Genomic DNA, 19,535 nt, shown 5'->3' with positions numbered 1-19,535 from the left:
AAGGGACGAACAACATGGCCATCAAGAAAATGACCGATCTGAACCTCGCTGGCAAGCGAGTGCTGATCCGTGAAGACCTGAACGTACCGGTCAAGGACGGCAAAGTCTCCAGCGACGCCCGTATCCGCGCCTCCCTGCCCACCATCAAGGCTGCCAAAGACGCCGGCGCCAAAGTGATGCTGATGTCCCACCTGGGTCGCCCGGAAGAAGGCGTGTACGACGAAGCGTCCTCCATGAAGCCGGTCGCGGACCATCTGACCAAAGTGCTCGGCCAGGAAGTGCGGCTGATCAAGGATTACCTCGACGGCGTTGACGTCGCCGACGGCGAAGTGGTGCTGTTCGAGAACGTGCGCTTCAACAAGGGCGAGAAGAAAGACGACGAAACCCTGGCGAAGAAATATGCGGCCCTGTGCGACGTCTACGTGATGGACGCATTCGGCACCGCCCACCGCGCCCAGGCCTCCACCCACGGCGTGGCCAAATACGCCCCCGAAGCTTGTGCCGGCCCGCTACTGGCGGCGGAACTCGAAGCCCTGGGCAAGGCCCTGGATAACCCGGCCAAGCCGGTTGTGGCCATTGTTGGCGGTTCCAAGGTTTCCACCAAACTGGACGTACTCAACGCCCTGGAAAAGGTGTGCGACCAGATCATCGTTGGCGGCGGCATTGCCAACACTTTCCTGGCCGCTGCGGGCCATCCGGTGGGCAAATCCCTGTGCGAACACGACCTGGTCGACACCGCCAAGGACATCGCCAGCCGCGTTGAAATCCCGCTGCCGGTAGACGTGGTGGTGGCCAGCGAATTCGCCGAAACCGCCACTGCCACCGTCAAGAACATCTCCGACGTAACCGCCGACGACATGATCCTCGACGTCGGCCCGGAAACCGCCGGCGAATTCGCCCAGTTGCTGAAGAACGCCAGAACCATCCTCTGGAACGGCCCGGTGGGCGTCTTCGAATTTGATCAGTTCGGCAACGGCACCAAAGCCCTGGCGGAAGCCATCGCTGAAAGCGACGCCTTCTCCCTGGCCGGCGGCGGGGACACGGTTGCGGCCGTTGACAAGTACAACGTTGCTGACAAAATCTCCTACATCTCCACCGGCGGCGGCGCCTTCCTGGAATTCGTGGAAGGCAAGACCCTGCCGGCGGTAGCCGTACTGGAAGAACGCGGAGAGTAATAACAAAAGCGATTCCGACCAGGCCTGGCGATAAGCCCCAGGCCAGAATCGCAAGGCAGGTGGGGGAACTCTCTCCGGGACTGTCTGCAGCATGGATGCTGCAGTCAAGCGTACAGGGATGTATTCACAGCGTGTCCCGGAGAGAGTTCCTCCCACCTGCCGCAGCAGACTCCCAAGCAGATAACGAACAGAATCCAACGACCCAAAGCCCAACGAAGGAGACAACCCATGGCCCTGATTTCGATGCGGCAACTTCTGGACCACGCCGCCGAGCATGGTTACGGTGTGCCCGCCTTTAACGTGAACAACCTGGAACAGATGCGCGCCATCATGGAAGCCGCCGACAAAACCGACTCCCCGGTGATTGTCCAGGCCTCCGCCGGTGCCCGCAAATACGCCGGCGCGCCCTTCCTGCGCCACCTGATCCTGGCGGCCATCGAAGAGTTCCCGCACATCCCGGTGGTCATGCACCAGGACCACGGCACCAGCCCCTCCGTGTGCCAGCGCTCCATCCAGCTGGGCTTCAGCTCCGTGATGATGGACGGCTCCCTCGGTGAGGACGGCAAAACCCCCACCGACTACGAATACAACGTCGACGTTACCCGTCGCACCGTGGAAATGGCCCATGCCTGCGGCGTGTCCGTGGAAGGCGAGCTGGGCTGCCTGGGTTCCCTGGAAACCGGCCAGGCTGGCGAAGAAGATGGCATCGGTGCCGAGGGTACCCTCGACCACAGCCAGATGCTGACCGACCCGGAAGAAGCGGCGGACTTCGTCAAGAAAACCCACGTGGACGCCCTGGCCATCGCCATCGGCACCAGCCACGGCGCCTACAAGTTCACCCGTCCGCCCACTGGCGATATCCTGGCCATCGACCAGATCAAGGCCATCCACGCCCGCATCCCGGACACCCACCTGGTCATGCACGGCTCCAGTTCCGTACCCCAGGAATGGCTGAAGATCATCAACGAATACGGTGGTGAAATCCCGGAAACCTACGGGGTACCGGTGGAAGAAATCGTGGAAGGTATCAAGCACGGTGTGCGCAAGGTCAACATCGACACCGACCTGCGCCTGGCCAGCACCGGCGCCGTCCGTCGCTTCCTGAGCGAGAATCCGGCCGAGTTTGATCCGCGCAAATTCCTCAAGGAAACCATGAAGGCCATGACCGACGTGTGCGTGGCCCGCTACGAGGCCTTCGGCACCGCCGGCAACGCCAGCAAGATCAAGCCGATCAACCTTGAGCGCATGTTCGAGCGTTACGCGTCCGGCGAACTGGACCCCAAGGTCAAGTAAGCTTAAGAGACGGGAACCGAATCGGCCTCCGCATTGCGGGGGCCTTTTTGTTTGTGGCGCCAGGCCGCCAGGAAGATGAGCAGCCCGATGGTTGCCGTCGTGGCGCCGACATAGCCCGTCGAAGACCAGCCAAAGCCCGCCGTGATGGCCATGCCCGCGAGCCAGGGCCCGAGTGCGTTAGCCACGTTAAACGCCGCATGATGCGAGGCCGCCGCCAGATTCTGGGCGCCATGGGCCACGTCCATTAGGTGCGTCTGCAGGGCCGGCCCAAGCGCGCCCATCATGGCCACCAGGAAACAGGCCGCCAGCAACACCGGCAGCGTGCCCGTAGTGGACGGAAACGCCAACAGAATGCAGGCGCTGAGCAGCAGGATCACACCAACCGCCCGGAATCCCAGGCGGTCAAACAGCCAGCCACCCATGAGATTGCCGGTAAAACCACCCAGGCCGAACACGGCCAGGGCTATCGGAATCCAGTACTCATCAACCCGGGTTACTTCCAGCAGAGTCGGCGCCAGGTAGCTGAACACCGCAAACATGCCGGAAAAGCCGATGGCACCAATGGCCAGGGCAAACCAGATGCTGCTGCGATTGAAGGCCCGGATCTCACTGAATGAGCCGTGGCGCTTTTCCTTCCGGTCGAGCGGCAGAACGAAGATCACCAGGCTCAGGGTGGCTACGGAAATCAGCCCCACGAAGAAATACACGTAGCGCCAGTCCAGCGACTGGCCCATCCACGCAGCCAGCGGATTGCCGAACAGCAGCGCCAGGGTCAGGCCCATCATCACCCGGCTCACAGCCTTGGCACGCTGGTGCACCGGCACAAGTGACGCCGCCACGAGGCAGGCGACCCCGAAATACGCCCCGTGGGGAAGGCCCGCCACAAAACGCGCGATCATGACACCGGTGTAGTCATCGGCCAGCGCACTGGCCAGGTTGCCGACCGCGTAAAAGGCCATCAGCCAGATCAACAGCTGTTTCCTGAAAAAGCGGGCGCCAATCACGGCGAGCACCGGTGCGCCCACAACCACCCCAAGCGCATAGGCGCTGATCAGGTGGCCCACCTGGGGTTCGGTGACCCCAAGATCCGTGGACACATTGGGCATCAGCCCCATGATGGCGAATTCGCCGGTACCGATCGCGAAGCCGCCCAGGGCGAGGGCAAACTCGATCAGAAAGATCCGAAGTCTTGTCACAGGTTCACTGCTCAAACCGGGTACTCCCCGAAAAGATAAAACGAAAAGCCTGACAGTGTGACGGTTACGCGCGCGGGTTGCCATACGGACTACCACGGCTGTCTGGCGTTTGATCTGACGCAACTCTTATTCACTGACCATTCACCGATCTCTTGTATTTTTTCGGGGAGCGTCAACTATAGGTATCAGAGGCAAGCGGATATCAAAGAAAGACGGATATCAGAGCAGACTGTTACCAGAGGTTATGACGATCAAAAAGGAGCGCCATGGACTTCAAGGACTATTACGCCGTCCTCGGTGTGAGTGAGTCGGCCTCCGCCGAGGAAATCAAAAAGGCCTATCGGAAGCTGGCCCGGAAATACCATCCGGATGTCAGCAAGGAAGAAGACGCCGACACCAAGTTCAAGGACCTGGGAGAGGCCTACGAAGTGCTCAAGGACCCGGAAAAACGGGCCGAGTACGACCAGCTGCGCAAATACGGCGCCCGTGCCGACGGTTCCTTCGAACCGCCGCCCGGCTGGCAGAGCGCTTCCGGTTTCGGCGGCGGTGGCTACACCGAGGCCGATGCTCGCCAGTTCAGTGACTTCTTTGAGGAAATCTTCGGTGGTGGCCGTCGTGGTGGCTTCTCCGGCGATTTCGGGAGCGGCTTTGGCGGCGGTGGCTTCCGGCAGAACATGCGCATGCGCGGCGAGGACGTGCATGCCCGGCTGGCACTGTTTCTGGAAGAGGCCTTTCACGGTTGTGAAAAGCAGGTGTCGTTCACCGTTCACGAGGCCGACAGCCATGGCCGGGTGATGCCGCGCCAGAAAACCCTCAAGGTGAAGATCCCCGCCGGCATGAGGGAAGGTCAGCACATTCGCCTGAAAGGCCAGGGTTCGCCCGGTATCGGCGGCGGTGAACCCGGTGACCTGTTCATCGAGGTGGAGTTTGCTCCGCATCCCCAGTTCAGTGTCGAAGGCCGTGATGTGGTGGTGACTGTGCCCATCACACCCTGGGAGGCGGCTCTGGGCGCCACCGTTACTGTTCCTACCGTGGGCTCAAAGGTGAACGTGAAAGTGCCCAAGGGCTCCACAAGCGGCCGCAAGCTGAGGCTCAAGGGTAAAGGTTTCCCCGGCAAGCACCCGGGCGACCAGATTGTGGTTCTGCAGGTAACCATGCCGGAGAAGCACAGCCCTGAGGCCGAGAAGCTATACCAGCAACTGGCCGAGGCGGAGAAGCAGTTCAATCCACGCAGCAAGCTTCACGTGTAAGCGGGGGTAAGGGATGAGCAAGCAGGATCGTATGGTAACGGTGGAAGTGGTGGACCCGAACGGAACCCGCTTCACCCTGCGTGAAATCTGCGAGCGGGGCGAGTGCCACGCCGAATTTGTCATCAAACTGGTGGATTACGGCATCATCTCGCCAATCGAGGATGTTGCCGAAGCACGGCAATGGCAGTTCGATGTTGCCTCGCTCGCCAGGCTTCGCAAGGCCCAGCGTCTGCAACGGGACCTGAAAATGAACCTGCCTGGCCTTGCCATGTCGCTGGAGTTGCTGGACGAGGTGGAAAGCATGCGCAGGGAGGTGGCACGCCTCAATCATCGGATCCGTCAATTGATGGGGGAGTAATCGCTCCCCCACAACGCATCAGGATTTCTTCTCGTCCAGCGCCTGAATCTCGGCGTAGATCTTCTCCGCCTCCTCCATCAGGGTGCCATGGGTGCGCAGATCGCCGTTGCGCTGGGCGTCCAGAGCCTTTGCGAGCTTGTCCTCGTAGGCTTTCTGCAGTTTTTTCTTCGGGTCGCCTTTCAAGAAGCCGAGCATATCCGGTACCTGTTCTGAATGACTGTTCAACGGTTTACGCTGTCTGCGCCAGAAAGTTCATCTGTTGATTGTGGCTGAACCGGGATGGCATGCAAGGATTACGAGGGACAACAAAACCCGTACATAAAAGCGCCCCGTTTAGGCCCGTGTTTTGCTATACATACCCATAATCAACAGGCAAGGATGCCGCTGAGGTTGTGCAGGACGCACAGAGCATGCACGCAAACGGGGTCCCTATGTCTTTTCAGTTCCTTAAGCGGCTGATTGCAAGCCGCCTTCTCCGACCGGTTTTCATTATTCTGGTTGTGGCAGGCCTGGTGCAGGTGCTGGTCAGCCAGTGGCTGATCTCCAGCCAGGTGGAGCGCCTGGTGGCGACCGCCGGCACCGCCCTTCAGGCCAGCAGTGAGCAGGTAAGCGCTTCATTTGGTGATACCCGCGAAGATGTGCGTACCCGCCTGGAGACCATGCGGCAGAAGACCACCGAGGAATTGGCAGAGGAACTCACCCGTCAGCAGACCGAGCAACAGGAGCGGGTTGCCGGCAATGTACGGGCCGCTGTCATGGCCGAGGCCCAGGGGCTGGCGGACGTTCTGGCTGCCGTTGCTGCCCCCCTGATCTGGGACCGCGATATTCCCCGGCTGACCGATCTTGTGGAACTGGCGGACGCCCGGGAGTCGGTATTGTTCGCCATCTACTACGACCAGTACGGTGAGCGCCTGACCCGCTATGTGGACCGTACCGATGACCGTGTGCGCACTCTTATGGAGCAGGGTGAGGGCCGAGGTGCGGCAAATCGGGTCCTGGATGCGGCAAGCCGTGACCCCAACGTGGTGATTATTTCCGCGGATATTGCGCCCCAGGGCTCGGCCATCGGCGAGTTGAAACTGGGGCTGTCGCTGGAAGGCATCAACCGGGATATGGCGGCCCTGGAAGAAGAATTCAGTGCCACCATTGCCGGTAGCATCAATGCCCTGCGGGATACCCTGGAGGCGGAAACCGAGCAGGTAAACCAGCGGCTCCAGCAGCAACTGGCGGCCATGGATGCCGATACCCGCTCGCGCATGGAAGGTACTGTGGAGGCACTGAATTCGGAGGCCTCGAGTCTCTCGGCCAATCTTTCGCTGTTGGCCATCGGCTCGGCGGTGGCGCTGATCGTCCTGGTGGCCCTGGTGCTGGGCGGCGGCCTGCTGCCCAGGGTATTCCGGCTGAGTTCCGCGATCTGGGGTATCGCCGATGGCGAGGCCGACCTCACCCGTCGTGTCGCAATGAAAGGCCGGGACGAGCTGACCGACATGGCCGAAGGTGTGAATCGTTTTATTGCCAGGATCCAGGAGCTGGTGGCCGAAGTGCGCGCCTCCGCCGAGTCGGCAGCTGGCCAGGCCCAGAGCCAGGGCGACATCAGCCGGCAGGCGGTGGCTGCCGTCAATCGTCAGGAGCAGGCCGTGGCCGAAGTGTCGGGCACCATGGACACCATGTCACGGAGCATTGCCGAGGTGGCCGGCAACATTCAGGAAATCGCCGGTTCGGTGAGCAACGTCAGCTCCGAGAGTGAGGCAACCGCCGGTATTTCCCGGGATGTCCGGCACAGGCTGGACCAGGTGGTGCGCAATGTCGAGCAGGCCGTCGAGGCGGTCAACCAGCTGGATGCCCAGAGCAAGGAAATCGGCTCGGTGCTGTCGGTGATTGGCGCCATTGCCGAGCAGACCAATCTGCTGGCGCTGAACGCGGCCATCGAGGCGGCCAGGGCCGGGGAGTCCGGTCGGGGCTTTGCGGTAGTGGCCGATGAAGTACGCACGCTGGCCAGCCGGACCCAGGAATCCACCACGGAGATACAGGCCATTATCGAGCGCCTGCAGAAAGGCAGTCAGCAAGCGGTGACCGCCATAGGCGATGTGTCTGGCCAGGTGGCGGAGTCGTCATCGGAGTTCCGCCGGGCAGACGAACACTTCGAGCGTATCAACCAGCTGCTTGGCAGTCTTCAGGAGCGTGCTCTGGCCACGGCCTCGGTTGCCGAGGAGGAGGGCCGCCAGGCCAGCGATGTAAGTACCAGCGTTGCCGACATCGCCAGCTCCTCACAGGAGACGGTTCAAGCCATCGAGCGCTCCGACAAAGCCAGTGGCCAGATTGCCCGCACGCTGGCCTCGTTGCAGGAGAAAGCCTCCCAGTTCCGCGTTTAAGGGAAGGCTCAGGCCATCGTTGAGAGCAGCCGGGCGCGGGTCTGCCCGTATTCCTCGCTCAGGCGGCGGACCAGATCCTCGACCGGCAACACGTCGTGGATCTGGCTCACACCCTGGCCTGCCGACCACACGGTTTTCCAGGCTTTGGCCTCGTCGTCCATGGGCTTGAGCTTTTCTCCGTAGTTGACCTCGCCCGCCTGGTTCAGCCGGTCCATGGCGTAGCCGGCGGCTTCCAGACTCTGGCGCATGAAGCTGGCAGGCACGCCAGACACGGCCGGTGTGTGGATGATGTCGGCCGATACCGCCTCAATGATCATGTTCCGGTAGGCGTCGTCGGCCTGGGATTCGGCGGTGTTGATGAACCGTGTGCCCATGTAACCCAGATCCGCCCCCAGGGCCTGGGCGGCCAGCAAATCCTCTCCGTGTGAAAGCCCCCCGGCCAGCAGGATGGTGCCGTCAAACACCTCGCGAATCTCATGCACAAGCACCACCGGGTTGACGGTGCCGGCGTGGCCCCCGGCACCGGCAGCCACTGCAATAATTCCGTCCACTCCGGCTTCGGCCGCCTTGCGCGCGTGTTTCTGGTTGGTCACATCGTGGAACACCACGCCGCCGTAACTGTGCACCGCTTCAACCACCTGGCTGGCCGCGCCCAGGGAGGTGATCACAATGGGCACCTGGTGCTTCACACACAGCGCCAGATCTGCCTGCCAGCGGGGATTGGTTCGGTGCACGATCAGGTTCACGGCATAGGGTGCCGTTTTTACATCCGGGTGCGCGTTCCGGAACGCTGCCAGTTCCTCGTTCATCTGAACCAGCCAGTCCTCAAAACCCTCGCTGGTGCGCTGGTTCAGGGCCGGAAAGCTGCCCACAATTCCCTGTTTGCAGCAGGCCAGGGCAAGCGCGGGGCCGGAGATCAGGAACATGGGGGCGGCGACCAGAGGAAGGGAAAGGGTGTCTTTGAGCAGTGCAGGCAATGGCATGAGGTTTCCTTAATTTTTCTTGGAACTTTTGTAGGATATAAAGGATCTTAGCGTGCCCCGCCGGCGCTGAAAACGGTCGCGTGCTAATTATTCCGTCACGCCGGAAGAACAAACAGAGAAAAAAGGAGCCCTTCATGGGTGAAGCAAAACGACGCAAGGAAACCGGAGCCCCGGCTCCCCGCAAGGGTAAATCCAACAAGCCCCTGATGATTGGCGTAGCCGTCCTGATACTGGCCGCCGTGGTGTTCGGATTATCCTTCATGACTTCCTCTCCGGAGCCCACTTCCGATGAGCTGCCGGTGGCCGCTCCCAACGCCGAACCCTTCCCGTCTGAGCTCGACGAGTTTGGTGTTTCCGTGGGTCCTGAGGACGCCCCCGTGGTGGTCCGGGAGTTTGCCGATTACCAGTGCCCGGCCTGCGGCCGTTTCTCCTCGGCCAGCAAACAGCTGAAGCAGGAATACGTGGACACCGGCAAGGTACGTTTTGTCTACTTTGATCTGCCCCTGCAGCAGCATGAGAATGCCATGCCCGCGGCCCAGGCCGCCCGCTGTGCCGGTGATCAGGACGCCTATTGGGCGATGCACGATCGCCTCTACGATTCCCAGACAGAATGGAGCGGCTCGAACGATCCGGTGGCCACCTTTACCCGCTACGCCACGGATCTCGGCCTGGAAGAGCGCCGCTTTCGCCGCTGCATGACCACCGAACTGCACCGCGAGGCGGTAGAGCAGAGCCTCCAGGTGGCCATGCAACTTCGGGTGACCAGCACTCCGACCGTGCTGGTGGATAACATCCGTCTGACACGGCCCGGCTGGGGCCAGCTCTCCGCCGTGGTTGAGCGTGAGCTGGCAGACCATCAACAACAGTGACACTTGATCGTGAGCCTGAGTTGGTTAAAATTTGCGCCCTCTCAGGCTCCGGCCTCTGAACCAACCCAGAACCCATGCTCCGGATTTACGGTCCGGCCCGCAGGAGACAAACATGAGCAACAACGTCGTTGTCTGCGCCTTATACAAGTTCGCAGTCCTGAATGATTACAAATCCCTCCGCCAGTCCCTGCTGAACCTGATGCTGGAAAAAGACGTGCACGGCACCCTGCTGCTGGCGCGTGAAGGCATTAACGGCACCATTGCCGGCAGCCGCGAGGGCATCGACGCCGTGAAGGCGTGGATCGCCAGCGACGAGCGGTTCGATGGCATCGACTACAAAGAGTCGTTTGTGGACATCCAGCCGTTCAAACGCACCAAAGTGAAGCTCAAGAAAGAGATTGTCACCATGGGTGTAGAGGGCATCGATCCGAAGCGTATCGTCGGCACGTATGTGGAACCAAAGGCGTGGAACGACCTGATCTCCGATCCGGACGTGGTGCTGGTGGATACCCGCAACCAGTACGAAGTGGAAATCGGCACCTTCAGGAATGCGGTCAATCCGGCCACTGATACCTTCCGGGAGTTCCCGGACTACGTGAAGCAGAACCTGGATCCAGCCAAACACAAAAAGGTGGCCATGTTCTGCACCGGCGGTATCCGCTGCGAAAAATCCACGGCCTATCTGAAAGAGCAGGGCTTCGAAGAGGTGTATCACCTGAAAGGCGGCATCCTGAAGTACCTGGAAGAGGTGCCGGAGGAAGAAAGCCTGTGGCATGGAGAGTGCTTTGTATTCGATGACCGGGTAACGGTGAACCACAGGCTTGAGCGTGGCGAGTACGATCAGTGTCACGCGTGCCGGCGGCCGATCACCGAGCAGGACAAGCAACGCCCGGAATACGAGCAGGGAGTGAGCTGCCACCAGTGCATTGACTCACTGACCGAGGAACAGAAAGCCCGCTTTGCCGAGCGTGAGCGCCAGATGCGTCTGGCGGAGCAGCGAGGCGAAGCCCATGTGGGTGGCGAAGCGGCCCGCATTATTGCCGAGCGCAAGGCCCGGAAAAAGGCCGAACGAGAACGTCAGGCCCGTCAAAGCATGGCTGGAGAACAGACCAGGAATACAGAGGACGCCTGACCGGACAACCAACAGGGAGACTTCATGGATTTACGAAAGGCCGTAGCCGTCACCGCCGTTGTGTTCACGCCCCTTGCCTTCGGGCAGGACGCCGATAACTGGAAAGGTGAAACCGAGCTGGGCGTGCTGATCACCTCCGGCAACACCGAGGAGACCAACATCAAGGGTCGATTGGGCCTGATCCATGAAGTCGAAACCTGGCGCAACACGGGCGAGTTCAGGACCAATTACTCGGAAACCGAGGATGAGACCACCGCCGAAAAGTACCTGGCGACGCTGGAAACCAACTACAAGTTCTCGGAGAACCAGTACTGGTTTCTCCGGGGCGCGTACGAAGACGATCGTTTTTCCGGCTACGACTTCGAATCCTCACTGACAACCGGTTACGGTCAGCGGGTCTGGAATTCCGGAGAGCGTTCCTTCCTTGATCTCTCGGCCGGTGCCGGTTATCGCTACAACAAACTGGAGATGGTGAACGCCCAGGGCGAGGACGCTGAGAAAGAGGCCATTGCCCGGCTGGCCGGGCAGTTTGATTATGCCCTGTCTGAAAATGCCCTGTTTCGCCAGAAGCTGAGCACGGAAATTGGCCTCGATGAGAACAACACCATCACCGAGTCGGAGACCTCGCTGCAGGCCAACGTGGTGGGTAACCTGTCCATGAAAGCCGCGTTCCGGGTCAAGCATCTGTCCGACCCGCCCGCCGGCTCCGAGGACACCGACACCGAAACGTCGCTGTCGCTGCTCTACGGTTTCTGAACTATAGATTCCTAAACGTTGTTCCGCAGCCCCAGTTCGTCGGGGTAGGGGGTCAGATACTGCTGGCTGTGCAGGTAATCCACCGGTTCCCGGCGCTGGGCCATGCGCAGCAGCGTCATGGGTACCACCAGCGGCACCTCGCCCCGGCGGTAGGCCTCCATCTGCTCCAGCAGCACCTTGCGCTCTTCATCGCCCAGGGAATCCCGCAGGTAACCCATCAGGTGCTGCATGGCGTTCATGTGCGAACCCCGGCTTACCTTCTGGCTCATGGCTTCCATGAACTGGTGGATGTAACGGTCGGCAATGGCCTCGAGGGGCTCGGATTTGAGGTCCCCCAGCATCGGGCCCAACTGGCGGTAGATGCGCTCGGAATGGGCCAGTAGCTGGAACTTGTGGCGGGTGTGGAACTCGATCAGCGCCTTGGCCGACAGCTTCTCGCCGGCCACGTTCTGCATCCAGTCGTCGTAGGCGAACACCCGCTCGATGAAGTTCTCACGGAGCATGTCATCGTTCAGGCGGCCTTCTTCCTCCACCGGCATCAGCGGGTAGGCCTGCAGCAGGGCTTCGGCAAACATGCCGCGGCCGTCGCGCCGGGTAACCTGGCCGTCCTCGTTGTGCACCTTGATGCGCTCCATGCCGCAGCTGGGGGACTTGGCCATCAGGATGTAGCCCCGAAGGTCGGCCAGCGACGGCAGGATGCGGTCGATAAAGTCCTGCATGGCGCCTGTGTGGTCGGCGGTGCCTTTGGTTTCAATCAGGCGAAGGCCGTCGCTGTATTCGCGCAGGTGAATGGCCGGGCGGGGCACACCCAGGCCCGCTTCCAGCTCGGGGCAGATGGAGCGGAAGTCGAAGTGTTTCGACAGCACCTGGGTGCAGTAGCGGGAATGCTTGTGGCCGCCATCATGGCGAACTTCCTTGCCCAGCAGGCAGGTACTGATTCCAACGGGGATGCCGCTCACGGTTGCTCTCCAGTCGTAACGAGTCGGGTCGTATCGAGACAGTGGTTAAAACGTCTCTGTAATACGTGTATTGAGTCTAGCCCGATCAGACTGGCCCCGAAAACCGTCACTCTTCCTGCTTGCCCCGATAACCGGCGCCTTTGCGCTTCTTGGCAAACATCGCCAGGGTGGTGGCGTAGATGGTGCGCACGTCCCGGGCAAACTGTTCCACGGAGTAATCCCGCGCAAACTCCAGGGCCTGGCCGGAGAGCTTGCCGCGCAGGGCTTCGTCTTCCAGCAGTTTTTTAACTTCGGCCCGCCACTTGTCCTGCTTTTCCGGCGTCTTGAAACCGTTGTAGCCGTGGCGGACCACATCCTCGATTCCGCTGGAACGCACGGCTACCACTGGCAAGCCGGCGGCCATGGCTTCCAGGATAACCATGCCCTGGGTTTCTGATATGGAGGCGAACAGGAAGGCGTCCCCCAGCCGGTACCAGATGGCCATTTCATCCGGCGGCACGGCGCCCACCAGGGTAAAGTGTTCCTGCAGGCCCAGGTCCTGGATCTTCTGCTGCAGCCGATCCCGCTGGTGCCCGTCGCCGATCATCAGGAAGCGGAAGGGCACACTCGTCTCCCGGCGCAGGGCATCGACCGCCTCGATCATAAAATCGATGTTCTTCTCGTTCGACAGGCGGGAGACGCTGATAAACACCTTCTCATCGTGAAGCTCCAGACGCTTGCGCAACGCCTCGACGTCCTCATGCCGGACATCCTGGAACTTCTGGTATTCAATACCGGTGGGCTGCACAAACGTGGGTGTTTTCACCCCGATCATGCGCAGGTACTCCTCGGTGGAATAAGTGGGAACAATCACACCATCGCACTTGTTGGCAAAGCGCTTGATAAGCGCGTGGGAGATCAGGTTCCGGAACAGCATGCCGGGCAGAGGCACGAAATGGGCATAGTGCTCCAGGCGGGTGTGGTAGGTGTAGATCGCGGGAACCCGCAGGGTACGGGCCACGAACAGCCCCAGCGAGCCCAGCCAGAAGGGGTGGTGGAGGTGAATGATGTCCGGCTTGAAGCCCCGAACCCGCTTGCGGATACGGGCCAGAAAAATATTGGCCAGGCGAAATTCGCGCTTCTCACCCATGGCCAGCAGTGATGGCACCCGCAGCACGTGGGGTTCGGTTTCCGGCTGGCCCTTGTACCTCGGTGCCACCACCAGCAGCTTGTCGCCCAACTGCTCCAGGCCGCGCCTCAACCGTTCAATGGAGATGGGCACGCCACCAATGAAGGGCAGATAATTGTTGGTGAACATGGCAATGCGCAGGGGCTTCTCCAGCCAGGGCGAGGGGTCCAGGTCGTAATCCGGGTAATAATCCTTGGCGATGAAAATAGCGCCGTAGAGTTTGATGGCCAGGGCGGCGAACAGCGCAACAATCAGCAGGAAATTGAGATAGCCGGTGTAGAACAGCGAGTAGATAAAGAACCAGAGGCTCTCCAGCCGCTTCAGTATCGGGTGCTGCCCGATTTCCAGGCGCTGCAGGCTGTGGCTTACCTCCCCCTCGGCACTCACACTCACCCGCACGTAGTGGTAGAAGCTGGTGTCGTTATTCATCACCAGGCCGCCGGCCCCGCCGGTGGTAATGAAGGTGGTGCCGGCCACGGTTTTCTCTGAGAACAACGACAGGTTGGAGGAAAACACACGGTCCACATCGTGGTCACGGATCGCCTTCAAAAGCGCATCCCGAAACTCGGGCGGCGCCAGGTAGTCGGCCTGGCGATCAAACGGTGCGTTCTCATCGGGCTGCAGCGGCGGATGGCCAATGAAAAGGATCCGGGCATTGGACGTATCCTGGGCCAGCAGGTCGTTGAGCCAGCGGATCTGCCAGCGCCAGGGAGTCTTGCCGGTGCTGTCCAGGAAAATCAGACGGCTGCTGCCCGCCTCGATACTGAAAAAGTGCGGGCCGAAGTGGTCATAGAACCGGAAGCTGCCGAAATCCTCGTACTCATGGGCGCCGAAGGTGAGCAGATAGGGAATGTCCAGGTGGCTAAGGGTGCCATAGAGGGCCCGGTACTTGTCCTCGCCGCCGCCACTGACGGCGTTGCCGGCGGAGACCATGAAATCGATGCCGGACTGGTTGAGCTGCGGAATAATCCGGTCCTCGAACACCCCAACCGAGTTGTTGATGTTACCCACCACCGCAAAGCTGAACGGCTCTCCAGCTTGAACCTGCCGGTGAATCCGCTCCACCTGTTCGGTGTGGACCCCCTCGAAGTCCTCTGTGAACAGGTTCAGGTAAACCTTGTAGCCCACCAGCAGAACCACCGCCAGTACACACAGGTAGAACAGAAGCTTGAGTGGATTGCGGAACATCATCCGGCTTTCCTCCGGTTGGCAACGAGCTCCCTCTGCAGCACCACCAGCCCGATGATCATGCCCAGATAGATGGTCAGCAACCGCCAGCACACGATCACCAGGATCAGATGGTTGGCAGACAGGATATCCCGGAAGAAGCTGCCGAAGACACCTTCGGAAATGCCCGAGGCCCCGGGCGTGGGTGAGAAATACATGACAAACGTGGTGACCACCAGCAGCCCCACCGACATCACGTAGTCCACGCTGTAGTCCAGGCTATGCATCAGCAGCGCCGGAAAGCTGAACAGACTGAGCAGGAACACCGCCGTGAACAGCACCGACAGCCAGACATACCGGGGCGCACCCCGCAGGTAATCACCAAAACTCCGGGACAGACGCAGCATCTCCCGGCGCGCCTTGAACTGCCACCGACGGTGCCTCTGTTCGCTGATCAGGTGCAGTCGACAGGCGGTAAGCAACACACGGGTCAGTGGCCCGATCAGCCAGTGGGTGCGGAACAGCAGCACCAGGAAAAAGCCCAGATACAGAATAATCAGCACCGCCAGTGCCGTGCCAATGTCGCCGGCAATGGAATTGCCGTCCAGCGGCTTGAGGGTCAGCAGGAATATCGGTGTGAGCGAGAAAATGAACAGCACCGCCAGAATGGTCCGGATGGTGGTGGCGGCGGTGGCCCGGCCCACCGGCACGCCGTGATGGTGCAGGTACCAGATCTGGGCAAACCCGCCCCCGGTGGCCATGGGCGTGATATTGGAAAAAAACAGATTGATAAACACCAGCCGGCACATGGCCGGAAACGGCACCCTGTGCCCCAAAGCCCGGAGCGTGAAGTACAGGCGCAAGCCGTCGGAGACAAAGTACACCAGTAACAGGGCGGCCACGGACAGCAGCGTGCCGGGGGCGATCAGCCGGTCATCAAAGGTGATGCTGCGGCCGGCGAACTGATCATACACCGTGTACAGCCCGGCAAAGGTCAGGGCAAGAAACAGCAGACTGAACACCACGAGCCGTCGACTCGAAGCGCGTCTGGAATACTGAATGTCCGTTGAGTCCGTCATGGGCTGCCCGTCAGAGTGAGACGGGCAGTTTACAGGGTAGGGTGTGGTGGGTGTCCAGTGTCGGCCTAGTGGCCATAAACCATCATCGTGGTGTCGGTAATGGCAAAGTCGGTGAACTGGACGTTGCCGATACTGGTGCCGCCAATCTTGAACACCGGCATATCGATGTCAGCCCGGAACTCCACCTCGTGAATCGACAGGCCATCGTTACCGGACGCAGCGCTGGTGCCCCGCGACAGCTTGGCCGTGGCACTGGCCATGCCGAAATGGCCAACCGTGTCATCGCCCCGCCGGTTGTGAATCTGCAGCCCCTCAATGCCAACCGCGGCAAAGTTGAACACGAACAGCAGGTCAGCGGCATCCCAGTTCAGGCTACCGTTGGTAATCTCGAAATGGGTATCCAGCTGCAACTCAGAGCCCGAGACCTGATTACCGTTTGCCAGGGTGCGTGAAGAAGTGCCGCCATTACGAATGACCAGATCCGTGGGCCCGACATAACCCTGCAACAGCACATCCGAGAACAACGTGGCCGAACCCTCAGTGCCCGAGGCGGTGATGCTCTCCACCGCCAGCTCGAAATCCACCGCCTGCAGATAATCGTCAATGCTGGCCGGATCGCCGTAGTCGATCGCACCCAAGTGCATCACCAGATCACCACTGTTGAACTGCTTGCCAAAAGAGCCTGCCACGGAGTACTTCGCCAGAGCATCGGCCACATCCGGATCTGTCGGGTCCAACAACCCGGCATCAGCGCGCCGGGCAATCTCCGAAAAGCCGTGTTCCAGCACCTCACCGTCGCCGGCAATATCCACCGTCAGCTTCATGTTATCGAGCACTGTATCGTTCTGCCCCGACAACCTCAGCCCGTTCACATTCAGGGAGCCCTCATCGGTCCAGCTCAGACGGTCAATGCTCAGCTTCGTTTCCAGCTCAATGGTCACCCCGGCCTGACCGGTTACCCCGGACATCGCACCATCGTCCAACGGCCGGAACTCCGCCATGGCCGGCAAAGGAAGCGACAACGCAAGCACCCAGAGCGAGAGCGTGGAAGGCAGGGTGTTTCGACGACAGGCAGAGGACTGAGTCATGGTGGCCCCAAAAGTCTGGTTTGTTGTTATCAACGGGAGCGAACAGTCACTACCCGGGCCGCAGGGGGACAGCACAACCAATGCAGCGGAATCTTCGGTTTGTTACAGACTGTTACGATACGAGGCGAGGAAAGAAAGATCTGTGAGCGATGTCACACCCGGACACCAGCAGAGGGTTAGGGGCGAAGCTTGTCCCGCCTGCTTCGCATGCTCCAATGTCTGAAGGGCTACAGCGCGGTCAGGCGCCCAGAGCCTGCTGAATCAAAGCCTTCTGATGCTCCGCAAACTCCCGAATCAACGCCTGCGCCTTAACCGAATCCCGCGCCAGAACCGCCTGCGGCAGATTGGCAAAAAACTCACTGGTCTGCGCCAGGCCCCGCCGATACCGATCGGCGCTCAGATAATAGGCGCGACTCACCGCCGGCTTGAAATTCGACAGCGCCTCCGTGAGATACGGATTGCCCACCACCTCGCAGCACGCCTCCATCACCTCAAAACTCGCCTCAACCACCGCTGAAATATCCGCCGCTGACGACTTCATCCGCTCCACGGCGTTATTCACCGCCCCAAGCATCTTCGGCTTGTCGCTCTCCTGCCAGCGCTCGCACAACCGCACCGCCAGCATCATCAGCAGATGCATATACACGTCATACAGTTCCGAGGCATGGGCCGAGTCCAGCCGCGTGGCCGAGGCGCCCTTGCGCGGGGTGTTCTCCACCAGATGCCAGCGCTCCAGCGTGTACAGGGCTTCCTTCACAGAGGCGCGGCTCACCTTCAGCTCACCGGCCAGAGTGGCTTCCTGGATGCGCTCACCGGGGCGAATCTGCCCAGTCATGATCCGCTCGGCCAGGTAGTTGGCGATCTGCTCCGCCAGGGTGTTTGGCACCTGAAAATCCATAAAGGCTCTCTGAACAGGTCGTAAAAACGGTCCGGCCTCGTTGGCAGTCCGGCCATCGTTGAAATGCGTGCGCATGAGTTTATCACAGCCTCTGATGGTGCAAGCCCCAACGCCCTGATTCGGCGGCGTTCCTGAGATTTGTCAAAAAAGTTGCCTGCCAATGATTGACGACTGATGTATTGTAGGACAATAATGCAAAAAATGACAAGTGAGCAGAGATTCACCAACACGCATTCAAAGGTATGAATCCGATGGAGAGCCCAATGAGCACAACCCAGCTATCGATCCACCGCGAGGCCACCCGCCGGCGCCTGTTGCTGACTCTGAAGAAGTACAGCTACCTGATTGCCATGGTGCCCCTGGTACTGCCGCCCCTGCTGCTGGCCGCGGGCCGGGCAACCGACCTGGTGAACTTGTTCTCCTGGGGCGTGCCGGTAGTGGTGTTCGGGATCATTCCAGTGCTGGACCTGCTGCTGGGCAAGGATTCCCTGAACCCCGATGAAGAGAGCGACGTGCCGCAGATGGTCGGCGAGCGCTTCTACAAAGCCATCACCCTGGGCTGGGTAGCCGGCTTTGCGGTGCTGCTGGTATGGAGCATGCTCGAACTGGCGTCCGGCACCTTCAACCTGGTGGGGGGTATCGGCTGGATCTTCTCCATCGGCATCGTCGGCGGCCTCGGCATCAACGTCGCCCATGAACTCATCCACAAAGACGACAAACTCGAAACCCGGGCCGGCGGCTTCCTGCTGGCTCTGGTGTGTTACGCCGGCTTCAAGGTTGAACACCTGAGAGGGCACCATGTGCACGTCTCCACCCCGGAAGACGCCTCTTCGTCCCGCTACAACCAGTCCCTCTACAACTTCCTGCCCCAGGCCTATGTGCGCAATTTCCTGAACGCCTGGAAACTGGAAGCCGAACGCCTTGAGCGCAAGGGTCACAAAGCTCTGAACTGGCGCAACGAACTGATCTGGTGGTACAGCGTCAGCGCCCTGATACTGGCAGCATTCACCCTCGCCTTCGGCTGGCTCGGTGCCGCGTTCTTCCTGGGCCAGAGCTTCATCGCCTTCACCCTGCTGGAAATCGTCAACTACCTCGAACACTACGGCCTGCACCGCAGAAAACTCGATAACGGCCGCTACGAACGCACCACCCCCGAACACAGCTGGAACAGCAACTACTTCCTCACCAACGTCTTCCTGTTCCACCTCCAGCGCCACAGCGACCACCACGCCTGGGCCAAACGCCGTTACCAGATCCTCCGCCACCACGACATAGCCCCACAATTACCCGCCGGCTACGCCGCCATGGTGGTCCTGGCTTTGTTCCCACCACTCTGGCGGCGGGTGATGAACCCCAGAGTGGAGGCCTACTACAAAGGCGAAGAACACCAGTTGACTAGCTAACCGACAAAAAAGAAGTCGTCATCTGTCTTTCCCAGGATGCCGGCAGCAAAGTGAGCCGGCAGGGGTGTGAGGGGGTTATTTCTGCAGGGAAACGAATGTCTGAGCAAAGCGAGTTCGGCTTCCCGGAAGAAATAGCCCCCTCACACCCCGGCCAGCCCCCAGGTTCAGATCGGCAAGGAACCAACCTCCACACCCGGATCGGCCTGTACTCGAAGGCCCCCAAAGCTTCAGGGCGTCTCTGAAGAACCGCCGGCAAAAAACCGGCCCTCAAGACCCCGGCGGTTAGTCTCTGGCCCCGGGGTCTTTTTTCGCGCTCTTTTCCCCGCCCTTGAAATCCCTCTGAAACGCACGCAGGTATATGGTTTGAACTCCGCGGCAAAAAGGGAAAA

General features: G+C 60.5%; 17 protein-coding genes. 9 read left to right on the top strand and 8 right to left on the bottom strand.

The annotated features are described in order from the left end of the window. Positions 1–14: 14 nt before the first annotated feature. Together AC0J1C_RS13860 and fba are read left to right on the top strand one after the other, a co-directional pair. Complete coding sequence (locus AC0J1C_RS13860) at positions 15–1,175, top strand: phosphoglycerate kinase (protein WP_473044380.1); 1,161 nt, start codon at positions 15–17, stop codon at positions 1,173–1,175. A 228-nt stretch (positions 1,176–1,403) separates the two neighbouring features. Beyond that, the gene (gene fba / locus AC0J1C_RS13855; protein ID WP_473044378.1) at positions 1,404–2,468 is read left to right on the top strand and encodes a class II fructose-bisphosphate aldolase; all 1,065 of its coding nucleotides are present in this window, start codon (positions 1,404–1,406) and stop codon (positions 2,466–2,468) included. 2 nt (positions 2,469–2,470) lie between these two features. Here the strand turns inward: fba and AC0J1C_RS13850 are convergent, their stop codons facing one another. Next, positions 2,471–3,664 (bottom strand): MFS transporter, encoded by a 1,194-nt coding sequence (locus AC0J1C_RS13850; protein ID WP_473044376.1) that lies wholly within the window; start codon positions 3,662–3,664, stop codon positions 2,471–2,473. Positions 3,665–3,930: 266 nt separating this feature from the next. Here AC0J1C_RS13850 and AC0J1C_RS13845 point away from each other — a divergent pair, with 266 nt between their 5' ends. Both AC0J1C_RS13845 and AC0J1C_RS13840 read left to right on the top strand, forming a co-directional pair. Then, on the top strand, positions 3,931–4,914 hold the full coding sequence (locus tag AC0J1C_RS13845) for a DnaJ C-terminal domain-containing protein (protein ID WP_473044374.1): 984 nt from the start codon (positions 3,931–3,933) through the stop codon (positions 4,912–4,914). A gap of 13 nt (positions 4,915–4,927) precedes the next feature. Then, positions 4,928–5,272 carry a chaperone modulator CbpM gene (locus AC0J1C_RS13840; protein WP_473044372.1) on the top strand — a complete coding sequence of 115 codons (345 nt, stop codon included), beginning with the start codon at positions 4,928–4,930 and terminating at the stop codon, positions 5,270–5,272. 18 nt (positions 5,273–5,290) lie between these two features. Here AC0J1C_RS13840 and AC0J1C_RS13835 read toward each other — a convergent pair whose 3' ends face one another. Then, entirely contained in the window at positions 5,291–5,467 is a 177-nt protein-coding gene (locus tag AC0J1C_RS13835; RefSeq protein ID WP_139229632.1) for a DUF6435 family protein, read from the bottom strand. A 236-nt stretch (positions 5,468–5,703) separates the two neighbouring features. On the opposite strand from AC0J1C_RS13835, the gene AC0J1C_RS13830 reads away from it, so the two are divergent. Further along, positions 5,704–7,644, top strand: coding sequence for a methyl-accepting chemotaxis protein (locus tag AC0J1C_RS13830; RefSeq protein ID WP_473044369.1), 1,941 nt, complete (start codon positions 5,704–5,706; stop codon positions 7,642–7,644). A gap of 8 nt (positions 7,645–7,652) precedes the next feature. On the opposite strand, the gene AC0J1C_RS13825 is transcribed toward AC0J1C_RS13830, so the two are convergent. Further along, entirely contained in the window at positions 7,653–8,627 is a 975-nt protein-coding gene (locus AC0J1C_RS13825) for an NAD(P)H-dependent flavin oxidoreductase (protein ID WP_473044368.1), read from the bottom strand. A gap of 134 nt (positions 8,628–8,761) precedes the next feature. Between AC0J1C_RS13825 and AC0J1C_RS13820 the strand changes: the two genes are divergently transcribed. From AC0J1C_RS13820 to AC0J1C_RS13810, 3 genes are all read left to right on the top strand, one after another. Further along, on the top strand, positions 8,762–9,496 hold the full coding sequence (locus AC0J1C_RS13820; RefSeq protein ID WP_473044367.1) for a thioredoxin domain-containing protein: 735 nt from the start codon (positions 8,762–8,764) through the stop codon (positions 9,494–9,496). 112 nt (positions 9,497–9,608) lie between these two features. Continuing rightward, positions 9,609–10,628 (top strand): oxygen-dependent tRNA uridine(34) hydroxylase TrhO, encoded by a 1,020-nt coding sequence (gene trhO, locus AC0J1C_RS13815; protein WP_473044366.1) that lies wholly within the window; start codon positions 9,609–9,611, stop codon positions 10,626–10,628. Between the two features lie 24 nt (positions 10,629–10,652). After that, the gene (locus AC0J1C_RS13810; RefSeq protein ID WP_473044365.1) at positions 10,653–11,384 is read left to right on the top strand and encodes a DUF481 domain-containing protein; all 732 of its coding nucleotides are present in this window, start codon (positions 10,653–10,655) and stop codon (positions 11,382–11,384) included. Positions 11,385–11,395: 11 nt separating this feature from the next. On the opposite strand, the gene AC0J1C_RS13805 is transcribed toward AC0J1C_RS13810, so the two are convergent. The 5 genes from AC0J1C_RS13805 to AC0J1C_RS13785 all read right to left on the bottom strand — a co-directional run bounded on the left by AC0J1C_RS13805 (position 11,396) and on the right by AC0J1C_RS13785 (position 17,743). Then, positions 11,396–12,343, bottom strand: coding sequence for a YbgA family protein (locus AC0J1C_RS13805; protein WP_473044364.1), 948 nt, complete (start codon positions 12,341–12,343; stop codon positions 11,396–11,398). Positions 12,344–12,449: 106 nt separating this feature from the next. After that, positions 12,450–14,702, bottom strand: coding sequence for a glycosyltransferase (locus AC0J1C_RS13800; RefSeq protein ID WP_473044362.1), 2,253 nt, complete (start codon positions 14,700–14,702; stop codon positions 12,450–12,452). After that, positions 14,699–15,757, bottom strand: coding sequence for a lysylphosphatidylglycerol synthase transmembrane domain-containing protein (locus AC0J1C_RS13795; protein ID WP_091987464.1), 1,059 nt, complete (start codon positions 15,755–15,757; stop codon positions 14,699–14,701). Before AC0J1C_RS13795 ends, AC0J1C_RS13800 begins: the two co-directional genes overlap by 4 nt. Before the next feature lie 65 nt (positions 15,758–15,822). Beyond that, positions 15,823–16,845, bottom strand: a complete 1,023-nt coding sequence (locus AC0J1C_RS13790; RefSeq protein WP_091987461.1) for a DUF6160 family protein — start codon at positions 16,843–16,845, stop codon at positions 15,823–15,825. Between the two features lie 238 nt (positions 16,846–17,083). Further along, positions 17,084–17,743, bottom strand: a complete 660-nt coding sequence (locus AC0J1C_RS13785) for a GntR family transcriptional regulator (protein WP_473044360.1) — start codon at positions 17,741–17,743, stop codon at positions 17,084–17,086. 263 nt (positions 17,744–18,006) lie between these two features. On the opposite strand from AC0J1C_RS13785, the gene AC0J1C_RS13780 reads away from it, so the two are divergent. Continuing rightward, positions 18,007–19,146, top strand: a complete 1,140-nt coding sequence (locus AC0J1C_RS13780; RefSeq protein WP_473044359.1) for an alkane 1-monooxygenase — start codon at positions 18,007–18,009, stop codon at positions 19,144–19,146. The last annotated feature ends 389 nt before the right edge of the window (positions 19,147–19,535 follow it).

Source organism: Marinobacter sp. E2, assembly GCF_055755345.1.
Note: the sequence above shows the minus strand (reverse complement) of the source record. Positions and strands in the feature narration are given on the sequence as shown.